The organism is Pseudomonas sp. RGB, assembly GCF_007713445.1.
Lineage (GTDB): Bacteria > Pseudomonadota > Gammaproteobacteria > Pseudomonadales > Pseudomonadaceae > Aquipseudomonas.
On sequence record NZ_VMSH01000003.1, the window covers coordinates 457,228 to 470,639 of the forward strand.

The 13,412-nt window shown below is 59.7% G+C and carries 12 protein-coding genes; all 12 read left to right on the forward strand.

What is annotated here, in order from left to right; genetic code table 11:
- Window positions 1-209: 209 nt before the first annotated feature.
- The 12 genes from rnr to FPT15_RS09140 all read left to right on the forward strand — a co-directional run bounded on the left by rnr (window position 210) and on the right by FPT15_RS09140 (window position 13,297).
- Window positions 210-2,843: a ribonuclease R gene (rnr, locus tag FPT15_RS09085; protein WP_145160171.1), complete on the forward strand. Its 2,634-nt coding sequence runs from the start codon at window positions 210-212 to the stop codon at window positions 2,841-2,843.
- Window positions 2,840-3,595, forward strand: a complete 756-nt coding sequence (gene rlmB / locus FPT15_RS09090) for a 23S rRNA (guanosine(2251)-2'-O)-methyltransferase RlmB (RefSeq protein WP_010213600.1) — start codon at window positions 2,840-2,842, stop codon at window positions 3,593-3,595. Before rnr ends, rlmB begins: the two co-directional genes overlap by 4 nt.
- Before the next feature lie 307 nt (window positions 3,596-3,902).
- A complete protein-coding gene (gene rpsF / locus FPT15_RS09095) occupies window positions 3,903-4,325 on the forward strand; it encodes a 30S ribosomal protein S6 (RefSeq protein ID WP_003217491.1) in 423 nt (140 codons plus the stop codon).
- 28 nt (window positions 4,326-4,353) lie between these two features.
- Complete coding sequence (gene rpsR, locus FPT15_RS09100) at window positions 4,354-4,584, forward strand: 30S ribosomal protein S18 (protein WP_002551829.1); 231 nt, start codon at window positions 4,354-4,356, stop codon at window positions 4,582-4,584.
- 36 nt (window positions 4,585-4,620) lie between these two features.
- Window positions 4,621-5,514, forward strand: coding sequence for a hypothetical protein (locus tag FPT15_RS09105; RefSeq protein ID WP_145160173.1), 894 nt, complete (start codon window positions 4,621-4,623; stop codon window positions 5,512-5,514).
- 18 nt (window positions 5,515-5,532) lie between these two features.
- A complete protein-coding gene (gene rplI / locus FPT15_RS09110; protein ID WP_003171376.1) occupies window positions 5,533-5,979 on the forward strand; it encodes a 50S ribosomal protein L9 in 447 nt (148 codons plus the stop codon).
- Between the two features lie 109 nt (window positions 5,980-6,088).
- On the forward strand, window positions 6,089-7,486 hold the full coding sequence (gene dnaB, locus FPT15_RS09115; RefSeq protein WP_017526410.1) for a replicative DNA helicase: 1,398 nt from the start codon (window positions 6,089-6,091) through the stop codon (window positions 7,484-7,486).
- Between the two features lie 191 nt (window positions 7,487-7,677).
- Window positions 7,678-9,981 (forward strand): YgiQ family radical SAM protein, encoded by a 2,304-nt coding sequence (locus tag FPT15_RS09120; RefSeq protein ID WP_145160175.1) that lies wholly within the window; start codon window positions 7,678-7,680, stop codon window positions 9,979-9,981.
- A 222-nt stretch (window positions 9,982-10,203) separates the two neighbouring features.
- A complete protein-coding gene (locus tag FPT15_RS09125; RefSeq protein WP_145160177.1) occupies window positions 10,204-11,121 on the forward strand; it encodes an NAD synthetase in 918 nt (305 codons plus the stop codon).
- Entirely contained in the window at window positions 11,121-11,564 is a 444-nt protein-coding gene (locus FPT15_RS09130) for a hypothetical protein (RefSeq protein WP_145160179.1), read from the forward strand. The genes FPT15_RS09125 and FPT15_RS09130 overlap by 1 nt, the downstream gene beginning before the upstream one ends.
- A 369-nt stretch (window positions 11,565-11,933) precedes the next feature.
- On the forward strand, window positions 11,934-12,860 hold the full coding sequence (locus FPT15_RS09135; protein WP_145160181.1) for an NAD synthetase: 927 nt from the start codon (window positions 11,934-11,936) through the stop codon (window positions 12,858-12,860).
- On the forward strand, window positions 12,860-13,297 hold the full coding sequence (locus FPT15_RS09140) for a hypothetical protein (protein ID WP_145160183.1): 438 nt from the start codon (window positions 12,860-12,862) through the stop codon (window positions 13,295-13,297). The genes FPT15_RS09135 and FPT15_RS09140 overlap by 1 nt, the downstream gene beginning before the upstream one ends.
- Window positions 13,298-13,412 lie beyond the last annotated feature (115 nt).

Genomic DNA, 13,412 nt, shown 5'->3' on the forward strand with positions numbered 1-13,412 from the left:
GCCGTCGTCGATGGCGCGCACTATACGGAGGCGATTTTGCGCTGTAAAGCCCTGCTATGAAAAAATCCTGGAAAATTTCGTCAATGGTCGTGCAAGGTGCGTTCCGAGGGCGACAAAGGCCTATAAAACGCTTGTTGATGCCTGAAATTTCCCGTTTCAATACGCGTATGCCAAACTAACCCGCATATAGACAAGGTGAAAACTCTCTAATGGCCGATTGGCAGTCCCTCGATCCCGAGGCCGCTCGTGAAGCGGAAAAATATGAAAACCCTATTCCTAGCCGCGAACTGATCCTGGCGCATCTCGCCGATCGTGGTTCGCCTGCTAGCCGCGAGCAGTTGGTTGAAGAATTCGGTCTGACCACCGAAGACCAGCTCGAAGCCCTGCGCCGCCGTTTGCGTGCCATGGAGCGCGATGCCCAACTGATCTACACCCGCCGAGGCACTTACGCGCCTGTGGACAAGCTCGACCTGATCCTTGGCCGCATCGCCGGCCACCGTGACGGCTTCGGCTTCCTGATTCCGGACGACGGCAGTGACGACCTGTTCATGAGCCCGGCGCAAATGCGCCTGGTGTTCGACGGCGACCGTGCCCTGGCGCGCGTTTCCGGCCTGGACCGTCGTGGTCGCCGTGAAGGCGTGATCGTCGAAGTGGTGTCGCGTGCCCACGAGTCCATCGTCGGCCGTTACTTCGAAGAAGGCGGCATCGGCTTTGTCGTGCCGGATAACCCGAAGGTCCAGCAGGAAGTGCTGATCACCCCGGGCCGCAATGGCGCCGCCAAGGTCGGCCAGTTCGTCGAGGTGAAAATCACCCACTGGCCAACTGCGCGCTTCCAGCCGCAGGGCGACATCGTTGAAGTGGTCGGCAATTACATGGCGCCGGGCATGGAAATCGACGTTGCGTTGCGCACCTACGATATCCCTCACGTCTGGCCAGAGGCTGTGCTCAAAGAAGCCGCCAAGCTCAAGCCGGAAGTGGAAGAGAAAGACAAAGAAAAACGCATCGACCTGCGCCATCTGCCGTTCGTCACCATTGACGGCGAAGATGCCCGCGACTTCGACGATGCGGTTTACTGCGAAGCCAAGCCTGGCAAGCTGCGCCTGTTCTCCGGTGGCTGGAAGTTGTTCGTCGCGATTGCCGACGTGTCCAGCTATGTGAAAATCGGTTCGGCCCTGGATAACGAAGCCCAGGTGCGCGGCAACTCCGTGTACTTCCCGGAGCGCGTGATCCCGATGCTGCCTGAGCAGCTGTCCAACGGCCTGTGCTCGCTGAACCCGAAAGTCGACCGTTTGGCCATGGTGTGCGAGATGACTATCTCGAAAACCGGCGAAATGACTGACTACCAGTTCTACGAGGCAGTGATCCACTCCCAGGCGCGCCTGACCTACAACAAGGTCAGCACCATTCTGGAACAGCCGAAAACCAGCGAAGCCAAAGCCTTGCGTGGTGAGTACGGCCATGTCGTGCCGCACCTCAAGCAGCTGTATTCGCTGTACAAGGTATTGCTCGGCGCTCGTCATGTGCGTGGCGCGATCGACTTTGAAACCCAGGAAACCCGAATCGTCTTCGGCTCCGAGCGCAAGATCGCGGCGATCACCCCGACCACGCGTAACGATGCTCACAAGCTGATCGAGGAATGCATGCTGGCCGCCAACGTGGCCACTGCCGAATTCCTGAAAAAGCACGAAATTCCTGCGCTGTACCGCGTGCACGACGGCCCGCCGCCGGAGCGTCTGGAGAAGCTGCGCGCGTTCCTCGGTGAGCTTGGCCTGTCCCTGCACAAAGGCAAGGACGGCCCGACGCCGAAGGACTACCAGGCACTGCTGGCAAGCATCAAGGACCGTCCGGATTACCACGTGATCCAGACCGTGATGTTGCGCTCTCTGAGCCAGGCGGTGTACAGCGCGGATAACCAGGGCCACTTCGGCCTGAATTACGAGGCGTACACCCACTTCACCTCGCCGATTCGCCGTTACCCGGACCTGCTCACGCACCGCGCGATCCGCAGTGTGATCCATTCCAAGCAGAACACCCCGCACGTCAAGCGCGCCGGTGCCATGACCATTCCGAAGGCGCGGATCTATCCGTACGACGAAGCGGCCCTGGAGCAGTTGGGCGAGCAGTGCTCCATGAGCGAGCGCCGTGCCGACGAAGCCACCCGCGACGTAGTGAACTGGCTCAAGTGCGAGTTCATGAAGGATCGCGTTGGCGAATCGTTCCCGGGTGTGATCACCGCCGTGACCGGCTTTGGCCTGTTCGTCGAGCTGACCGACATCTACGTCGAAGGTCTGGTGCACGTTACCGCGTTGCCGGGCGACTACTACCACTTCGACCCTGTGCATCACCGCCTGGCGGGCGAGCGCACCGGTCGCAGCTTCCGTCTGGGCGACACGGTGGAAGTGCAGGTCATGCGCGTCGACCTCGACGAACGCAAGATCGACTTTGGCATGCCAGATAAACCAGCCGAGCCGACTGGCCGTAAAAAACGTGGCGCTGAGACGACTGCGCCGGCAAGCAAAGGCAAAGGCGCTCCTGCTAAAGCAGCGGTCGCCGAGCCTGCGTCAGCCAAACCTGCTCGTCGTTCGTCTGCCAAGGACAAGGCCCCCGAAGCCTACCGCCCAAGCGATGCTGCGGCGAAAAACGCCGAGCTGCGCAAGAGCCGTGAGTTGAAGCAGCAGTTGCTCAACGAAGCCAAAAGCGGTGGTAAAGCGGCGTCTGGGGGAAAGTCCCGCGAGGCGGAAAAACCGTCGAGCAAGCCGAGCAAACATCGTAAAGGCCCGCCAAAAGCGGGTTCGGCCCCCGCGAAAAACGGCGGGTCGCGCAAACCTAAGGCCAAGTCATGAGTCTGGAAAAAATCTACGGCGTGCACGCCGTAGAAGCACTGCTGCGTCATCACCCTAAGCGCGTCAAACAGGTATGGTTGGCCGAAGGTCGCAGCGAGCCGCGCGTGCAAGCGCTGGTCGAGCTGGCGACCCAGAATAAAGTTGCCATCGGCCAGGCCGAGCGTCGTGAAATGGACGTGTGGGTAGAAGGCGTTCACCAGGGCGTGGTGGCGGACGTCAGTCCGAGCCAGGTTTGGGGCGAGGCGATGCTCGACGAGCTGCTCGACCGTACCGAAGGTGCGCCGCTGCTGCTGGTACTGGACGGCGTGACCGACCCGCACAACCTCGGCGCCTGCCTGCGTTCGGCGGATGCTGCCGGCGCGCTGGCAGTGATCGTGCCCAAAGACAAGTCGGCCACCCTGACGCCAGTTGTGCGTAAAGTGGCCTGCGGCGCGGCGGAAGTGATTCCGCTGGTGGCCGTGACCAACCTGGCGCGCACCCTGGAGAAACTCCAGCAGCGTGGCCTGTGGGTCGTGGGCACGGCAGGCGAGGCTGAGGTCAGCATTTACGACCAGGACCTCACCGGCCCGACCATCCTGATCATGGGTGCCGAAGGCAAAGGCATGCGTCGCCTGACCCGTGAGCATTGCGACTACCTGGTGCACTTGCCGATGGCCGGTAGCGTCAGCAGCCTCAACGTTTCAGTCGCAACGGGCGTCTGCCTGTTCGAAGCCCAGCGCCAGCGCGGCGCGAAGGCCAAAGCCAAGAAATAAGGCTTAAGAGCGACGCAAGACCCTGTGGGAGCCGGGCTTGCCCGCGATGGCGGTGTGTCAGTCAGCAGAGAGGTTGACTGTGCCATTGTCATCGCAGGCAAGCCAGCGCCCACTTTTGTTTTGGTGTATTGGAGATTGTTCAAATAATCACCAATCACCTTGCGCCGTTTCTCACCCTTCTCTACAATTGCGCCCCTTGCCTTCCTGGCAGGCATTTATGTGCCTCCCTGCGGCAAGATCCATAAGTGTCATTCACTCCTTGTCTGACCGTTTTTGAGCGGCAGGCTACAACCCGTAAGGAGCATTCATGCGTCATTACGAAATCATCTTTTTGGTCCACCCGGATCAAAGCGAGCAAGTCGGCGGCATGGTTGAGCGTTACACCAAGCTGATCGAAGAAGACGGCGGCAAAATCCACCGTCTGGAAGATTGGGGCCGTCGTCAACTGGCCTACGCAATCAACAATGTTCACAAGGCTCACTACGTGATGCTGAACGTTGAGTGCACTGGCAAGGCCCTGGCCGAGCTGGAAGACAACTTCCGCTACAACGATGCAGTGATCCGTAACCTGGTCATCCGTCGCGAAGAAGCCGTTACCGGCCAATCCGAGATGCTCAAGGCTGAAGAAAACCGCAGTGAGCGCCGTGAGCGTCGCGACCGTCCTGAGCACGAAGGCGCCGAAAGCGCTGATAGTGATGACAGCGACAACAGCGATAACGCTGACGAGTAATCCACGGACCTTTTAAGGAGCCTATCAAATGGCACGTTTCTTCCGTCGTCGTAAATTCTGCCGCTTCACCGCTGAAGACGTGAAAGAGATCGATTACAAAGATCTCAACACTCTGAAAGCTTACGTATCCGAGACCGGCAAAATCGTTCCAAGCCGCATCACCGGTACCAAAGCACGTTATCAGCGTCAGCTGGCCACCGCTATCAAGCGTGCCCGCTTCCTGGCCCTGCTGGCCTACACCGACAGCCACGGCCGCTGAGACCGGGCAGTCGACAAGTAGTAAGGGATTGAATGCATGCGCGCCTTAGCTGAGTTCATCATGCGCGGTCGCGTGCAGGCCACTCTGGTAGTGGCTGGATGTGCGGCATTGCCGTTGCTTTATTGGTTGGGTGCTGCCGCAGGTTGCCTTGTGCTCCTGCGGCGCGGTTTGAAGGACGCCCTTGGCGTTCTTGCCCTGGGTTTGTTGCCGGCCTTGATTTGGTGGCTGCAAATGGGTGATCCACGGGTACTTCTGGTACTGCTGGGGTCATCGAGCCTTGCGTTGGTTTTACGCGCAAGTGAGTCCTGGGTCCGCACGCTGCTGGTCAGCGTGGCATTGGGGTTGGTGTACTCAGTGATGCTTGGCGCGGCTTTCCGCCCGCAAATCGAGGCGCTGTCGCAGGAAATCGTCAAGATCCTGCCGTTGGCCCTCGGGGATCTCTACCAGCATTTGTCGGTAGATGAGCGAGCGCGGTTTGTGTCACTGATTGCTCCGGTCCTGACCGGCCTGATTGCGGCATTGTTGCAGGTCGTCAGCGTGCTGAGCCTGATTCTTGGGCGTTATTGGCAGGCGTTGTTGTACAACCCGGGTGGTTTTGGTCGCGAGTTTCGCAGTATCAGAATTCCCGCGGGGCCGGCGATGTTGCTGCTGGCGTGCATGGTTGTCGGACCGAACTTTGGTCCACAGATGGCCTTGCTGGCGCCGATTTGCAGCGTACCGCTGGTGTTTGCCGGACTGGCCCTGATTCATGGGCTGGTTGCGCGAAAGCGCCTGGCCAAGTTTTGGCTGGTGGGGTTGTACGTGACGCTGCTGCTGTTCATGCAGCTGATCTATCCGTTACTCGTGGTTTTGGCCATTGTCGACGGCCTGATTGATTTTCGCGGTCGTCTGGCGTCGAAAGACGCTGATAACGCGAACGGTGAAGGTTAAAAGTTAGAGGATTTTCACATGCAACTGATCCTTCTGGAAAAAGTCGCCAACCTGGGCAACCTGGGCGACAAAGTGAACGTTAAGGCCGGCTACGGTCGTAACTACCTGCTGCCATACGGCAAAGCCACCGCTGCAACCGCTGCCAACCTGGCTGCGTTTGAAGAGCGTCGTGCTGAGCTGGAAAAAGCAGCAGCAGACAAAAAAGCTTCGGCCGAAACTCGCGCTGCCCAACTGGCTGAGCTGGAAGTGACTATCACTGCCACCGCCGGTGACGAAGGCAAGCTGTTCGGTTCGATCGGCACCCACGACATCGCTGATGCACTGACCGCCTCCGGCGTTGAAGTGCAGAAGAGCGAAGTTCGTCTGCCGAACGGCACCATCCGCAACGTAGGCGAATTCGACGTAGCCGTGCATCTGCACGCCGAAGTTGAAGCCACCGTACGCGTTGTCGTGGTAGCAGCTTAAAGCAAGCTAACTGACTGGCACCCCGTGTGCCAGGCGGTTAACATCGGGCACGATCCTGTTTACAGGTCGTGCCTTTTGTTTTTCTACAATCCCCTAATTCCAAGTGGCCATGAACGATATTTCAGCTCCTGAGCAATACGATCTGCAAACCGCTGCCCTGAAGGTGCCGCCGCATTCCATCGAGGCCGAACAGGCCGTGCTCGGTGGCTTGATGCTGGACAACAACGCCTGGGAACGCGTGCTGGATCAAGTCTCGGACGGTGATTTTTATCGCCATGACCACCGGCTGATCTTCCGCGCCATCGCCAAGCTGGCCGACCAGAACTCACCGATCGACGTGGTGACCCTGGCCGAGCAGCTGGACAAGGAAGGCCAGACCTCCCAAGTCGGCGGCCTGGGTTACCTGGGCGAACTGGCGAAAAACACGCCGTCCGTCGCCAACATCAAGGCGTATGCCCAGATCGTTCGCGAGCGCGCCACCCTGCGCCAGTTGATCGGCATCAGCACTGAAATCGCCGACAGCGCCTTCAACCCCGAGGGCCGCACCGCCGCCGAGATCCTCGACGAAGCCGAACGCCAGATCTTCCAGATCGCCGAGGCGCGGCCTAAAACCGGCGGCCCGGTCAGCGTCAACGACCTGTTGACCAAGGCCATCGACCGGATCGATACGCTGTTCAACACCGACAACGCCATCACCGGTATCTCCACCGGCTACACCGACCTCGACGAGAAGACCAGCGGCCTGCAGCCGTCCGACTTGATCATCGTCGCCGGCCGTCCATCCATGGGTAAAACCACCTTTGCGATGAACCTAGTGGAAAACGCCGTGTTGCGCAGCGACAAGACCGTGCTGGTGTACTCCCTCGAGATGCCAGGCGAATCGCTGATCATGCGTATGCTTTCCTCGCTCGGCCGGATCGACCAGACCAAAGTCCGTGCCGGTCGCCTGGAAGACGATGATTGGCCGCGCCTGACCTCGGCGGTCAACCTGCTCAATGACCGCAAGCTGTTCATCGATGACACTGCGGGCATCAGCCCCTCGGAGATGCGTGCGCGTACTCGCCGCCTGGTGCGTGAACACGGTGACATCGCCCTGATCATGATCGACTACCTGCAGCTGATGCAGATCCCGGGTTCCAGTGGCGACAACCGGACCAACGAGATTTCCGAAATCTCCCGGTCCCTCAAAGCCCTGGCCAAGGAATTCAACTGCCCGGTGGTGGCGCTGTCGCAGCTCAACCGTTCCCTGGAACAACGTCCCAACAAGCGCCCGGTGAACTCCGACTTGCGCGAATCCGGAGCGATCGAGCAGGATGCTGACGTGATCATGTTTGTGTACCGCGACGAGGTGTACCACCCCGAGACCGAGCACAAAGGCATTGCCGAGATCATCATCGGCAAGCAGCGGAACGGGCCGATCGGCTTTATCCGCCTGGCATTCATCGGTAAGTACACGCGCTTCGAGAACCTCGCGCCGGGCAGTTACAACTTCGACGACGACGAATAATTCTCCAGCGCCTGTAGAGGCCTCATCGCGGGCAAGCCCGCTCCCACACTTGAACGGTGAATACCTTCAAAAGGGGGAGCGGGCTTGCCCGCGATAGCGTCACCACAATTCCGACCATTACCGTCGGAATTGGTCAAATTTTGTGCTATATTCCGCGCCCGCGATTTTTCATCTCAACACCGGTCACCGTCATGCAAACAGCCAAGCCGTTATTTGACTATCCCAAGTACTGGGCCGAATGTTTCGGTCCTGCGCCATTCCTGCCGATGAGCAGGGAGGAGATGGATCAGCTTGGCTGGGATTCCTGCGACATCATCATCGTCACCGGTGATGCGTACGTGGATCACCCGTCGTTCGGCATGGCCATCATCGGCCGGCTGCTGGAGTCCCAGGGCTTTCGCGTCGGGATCATCGCCCAGCCGAACTGGCAGTCCAAAGACGACTTCATGAAGCTCGGCGAGCCGAACCTGTTCTTCGGCGTCGCGGCCGGCAACATGGACTCGATGATCAACCGCTACACCGCCGACAAGAAAATCCGCTCCGACGACGCCTACACCCCAGGCGGCATGGCCGGCAAACGCCCGGACCGCGCAAGCCTGGTGTATAGCCAGCGTTGCAAGGAAGCCTACAAGAACGTGCCGATCGTGCTCGGCGGCATCGAGGCTTCCCTGCGCCGCATCGCCCACTACGACTACTGGCAGGACCGTGTGCGCAACTCGATCCTGATCGACGCCACTGCCGATATCCTGCTGTACGGCAACGCCGAGCGGGCCATCGTCGAAGTCGCCCAGCGGCTGTCGTGGGGCCACAAAATCGAAGACATCACCGATGTGCGCGGCACTGCGTTCATTCGCCGTGACACGCCGGTGGGCTGGTACGAAGTGGACTCCACGCGTATCGACCGTCCGGGCAAGATCGACAAGATCATCAACCCGTACGTGAACACCCAGGACACCCAGGCCTGCGCCATCGAGCAAGAGAAAGGCCCGGTGGATGACCCGGAAGAAGCCAAAGTCGTGCAGATCCTCGCCAGCCCGAAGATGACCCGCGACAAGACCGTCATCCGCCTGCCATCGGTGGAAAAAGTCCGCGGCGACGCGGTGCTCTATGCCCACGCCAACCGCGTGTTGCACCTGGAAACCAACCCAGGCAACGCCCGCGCCCTGGTGCAGAAGCACGGTGAAGTGGACGTGTGGTTCAACCCGCCGCCCATTCCGATGACCACCGAAGAAATGGACTACGTGTTTGGCATGCCTTACGCACGTGTTCCGCACCCTGTGTACGGCAAGGAAAAGATCCCGGCCTACGACATGATCCGCTTCTCGGTGAACATCATGCGTGGCTGCTTCGGTGGCTGCACCTTCTGCTCGATCACCGAGCACGAAGGCCGCATCATCCAGAACCGTTCCGAAGAGTCGATCATTCGCGAGATCGAAGAGATCCGCGACAAAGTGCCAGGCTTCACCGGGGTGATTTCCGACCTCGGCGGCCCGACCGCGAACATGTACCGCATCGCCTGCAAGAGCCCGGAAATCGAATCCGCGTGCCGCAAGCCGTCGTGCGTGTTCCCAGGCATCTGCCCGAACCTGAACACCGACCACTCGTCGTTGATCCAGCTGTACCGCAGCGCCCGTGCGCTGCCGGGTGTGAAGAAGATTCTGATTGCTTCCGGCCTGCGCTACGACCTCGCGGTCGAGTCGCCGGAATACGTCAAAGAGCTGGTGACCCACCACGTCGGTGGTTACCTGAAGATCGCCCCGGAACACACCGAGGAAGGTCCGCTCAACCAGATGATGAAGCCGGGCATTGGCAGCTATGACAAGTTCAAGCGCATGTTCGAGAAGTACACCAAGGAAGCGGGCAAGGAGCAGTACCTGATTCCTTACTTCATCGCCGCCCACCCGGGCACCACCGATGAAGACATGATGAACCTGGCGCTGTGGCTCAAGGGCAACGGCTTCCGCGCCGACCAGGTGCAGGCGTTCTACCCCTCGCCAATGGCCACCGCCACCGCGATGTACCACTCGGGCAAGAACCCGCTACGCAAGGTCACCTACAAGAGCGACGCGGTAACCATCGTCAAGAGCGAGGAGCAGCGCCGTCTGCACAAGGCCTTCTTGCGCTACCACGACCCGAAAGGCTGGCCGATGCTGCGTGAAGCATTGACCCGCATGGGCCGTGCCGACCTGATCGGGCCGGGCAAGGACCAGTTGATTCCACTGCACCAGCCGGCCACCGACAGCTACCAGAGCGCGCGTCGCAAGAACTCGACGCCGGCCGGCAGCCACAAGGTCGCCAAGGAAACCACCACCAGGATCCTTACCCAGCACACCGGCCTGCCGCCACGTGGCAGCGACGGCAGCAACCCGTGGGACAAGCGCGAACAAGCCAAGGCTGCGGCCATGGCGCGCAACAAGCAGGCGGCCAAGGAACGCGCCGACGCGGCCAAGGGCAAGGGCGGCAAGCCTGCGCGCAAGCCGGTCGTGCCGCGTTGATCACAGCCTGAATATGCAAAACGCCAGCCTCGTGCTGGCGTTTTGCTTTCTAGTCGGTGGGTAGTCTGTTTGTTAAGGTGGCGCGCATTGAATCGCCTTCGCGAGCAAGCCTGCTCCCACATTTGAACGCGCTCTCCATTTGGAATGCGGTCAAATGTGGGAGCCGGGCTTGCCCGCGAAAGCGCCAGTTCAGTCACCACCTATATCAAGGAAGATCACCCCATGAGCAACCCCTTGCTCAACATCGGCATGGACTCCAGCCGCTCCCAGTTCATGGCGCGCCAGCGCATCGAAAGCCAGATCAACCTGCCACGGCTGTTTGCGGCCATCGATGCAGACCCCGGCATTGTCGGCGCGGGCGTCGTGTACATCGACGCCGACTTCAATGTCGTCACACTGCGCGAATTCAAGCCCATCTGCAGCATCAAGCCCAAGCGCATCATTTTGCGTGAGGCGCAGAAGTACATCGCCCCCGCGCAGTTTGCCGATCAGGTGACCAACAATCCGCGTGAGTCTCGGCTCGTGGGGGAGGCCGTCAATACGACGTTGTCTTGTGCCGGCGCAATTCTGGGTTGGATTGTGGTGTTCAGCGGTACTGTCGCCGTACCGTTCACAGGTGGCGCGAGCCTGGTGGTGGCGGGCCTGGGCGCCACTGCGGCGGCGGCCAGTACCGCGCAGTGCGTGGTGGGAGGCATGAGAACGTTCAACGAACTCAACGACCCGACCGCCAACGACGATATGGACAACGAGGAATGGTATCGCTATGCAATGCCGGTCTTGGACGCGGCCTCGCTGTTGGGCGCCGGCGCCTCTACCCTGACGACTGTGCGACTGTTGCAGGCTCGAAAAGCAACGACCGGTAGAAGCTGGTACGAGTTGTCCAAGGGTTTGACCCGCCAGCAACGTAAGGCGCTCACCAAAGAGTTGCTAAGCCTGAAAGACCCAAGCCTGAGCAATAAACTGTTGAAGTTGCGCCAGCGCTCCGGTGAGTTGGTGAAGCGCTATTCGGCGACCGAGATCAATCACGCTACCGTTACGCAGATCAGGGATTCCCTCGGTGCCGCCATTGGTTTCACCGGGAGTGCCTTGTCCGGCAACATTCGAACCATTGCAGTGGGGTTGTACGAGGAGCTTGAGTGATGGTGCGCCAAGTCTCGTTAAAAGCTTTTTTGGCTGAGTATTTCCCTGCGTTTATTTGTGCATTTTTCCTTGCCTGTTTTTCCCTGTCCGCTGCCATTTCGTTGGCATCCAGTACCTTTTTTCGCGGTGAACCAGAGCGAGCGCGTTACTCCTTTGTAGCAGCGGTTGTCCTGGGGCTGTTCTTGGCAGTCAGCCACTTTGTTATGATCAGGGGCAGAACCTGGGGCGTTTGGGCCATCGTCGCCTTCTACGTGGTGTGTTTTTTGATCGTATTACCGACCTATGGCTATCGGCCCCATATGGCTGCCTATGCCATTGGGTTGCTGTTTCCGATGCTGGGACTGTTGTTGCTCAACAGTAAGCGTCATCGGGAAATGCGCCGTCAGCTACGAGAAATCCGCCACCTGCGCGAAGCCATGAGCGCAAAGCACAAGGCCCGCTGACTGGGTAGGTGCGCCACCCAGCCTCGCACGCTCGCCATCAATATGTGCAGCGCGTGCACCATTGGACTGACGACGGCGCCGTTTGGGACTCGACGCCGGCCCGCCGCCACGTGGCCGCGACGGCAGCAACCCGGTCTTGCCGCGTTGATCGCAGCCTGAATATGCAAAACGCCAGCCTCGTGCTGGCGTTTTGCTTTCTAGTCGGTGGGTAGTCTGTTTGTTAAGGTGGCGCGCATTGAATCGCCTTCGCGAGCAAGCCCGCTCCCACATTCGACCGCATTCTCCATTTGGAATGCGGTCGAATGTGGGAGCGGGCTTGCCCGCGAAAGCGCCAGTTCAGTCACCACCTATATCAAGGAAGATCACCCCATGAGCAACCCCTTGCTCAACATTGGCATGGACTCCAACCGCTCCCAATTCATGGCGCGCCAGCGCATCGAAAGCGAACTCAACCTGCCGCGGATATTTGCCGCCATCGACGCCGACCCCAACATCGTTGGTGCAGGCGTGGTGTATATCGACGCCGACTTCAATGTCGTCACCCTGCGTGAGTTCAAGCCCATCTGCAGCATTCAGCCCAAGCGCATCATTGTGCGTGAGGCGCAGAAATACGTCGCGCCAGCGCAGTTTGCTGACCAAGTGATGAATAACGCGCGCGAGTCGCGGTTGATCAGCGAAGCCTTCAACACCACCTTGTCCTGCGGCGGCGCGGTGCTGGGTTGGCTGGTGATGTTAAGCGGCACCATCGCGGTGCCGTTCAGCGGTGGCGCCAGCTCGGTCATCACCGTCATTGGCTACACCAGCGCAACCGCCAGTACGGCGTCCTGTTTGATGGGGGCCTTTCGCACCCGCAATGAGATCGTCAACCCTGGCATGAATGATTATCTGGATAACGAGGAGTGGTACCAGACCGCTACCAAGATCATGGATGGCGCCGCCTTTGTGGGCGTGGGCGCGTCTGCGCTGACCACGGTCAAATTGGTCAATGTGGCCCGTGCATCCACCGGCAAAACCCTGCGCCAAGTGCTCAAAGGCCTGAACGGTCAGGAGCGGGAAAAGCTGACAAAAGAGCTGCTGAAAATCGCCGACCCACAGATGTCGACCAAGATGCGCAAGCTGCTGCAATTGCGCGGCGATTTGCCCAAGCGCTTTACCCACACTCAGCTCAAGCACGCCACCATCGTCCAGCTCGGCGACGCTTTCAGTGCAGGGCTGAGCGTTTGGGGGCTGGCGCGCTCGGACAACCCCAAACAGCTCAAAACCTTGGCGATAGGGTTGTACGAGGAGCTTGAATAATGAATGGCGTCCCGTCATTGAAACCCTTTTTGCTAGAACATTTTCCCTCGTTCATCGGCGTGATTCTCGCCGGTTGCCTTGGCGGTTCCGGCGCAATTTCCCTGGCGGCCGCCACCTATTTTGCCGACGTGCCCATGGCCACCAATGCCACCGTCTCGTGGTTCGTGGTGATCTTCGCGGCCTTGTTTGTGGTCAACAGCAACTTCCTGGTCGTGCGCGGGCACGCTTGGGCGGTGCGGGGCATGGTCGGCTTTTTTGTGGTGTGCTTGCTGGTGGTGCTTCCGACGCTGCAGTTTCACCCTCACTGGTTTATCTACAGCGAAAGCCTGTTCTGGCCATTGCTCGGTTTGTTGCTGATCAACAGCAAGGGCTATCGGGCGATGGTCAGGAAATTGGTTGAGGTACGGCGCCTGCGCAAGGCGTCCAAGGCTGCTTGACTGGGTAGATTCACCACCCCAACCGCGCACACACGCCACAAATATGTGCAGCACATGCACCAATGCACTGACGACGGCGCCGTTTTGGTGCTGTACTGCAGCGGGTCTTACGATA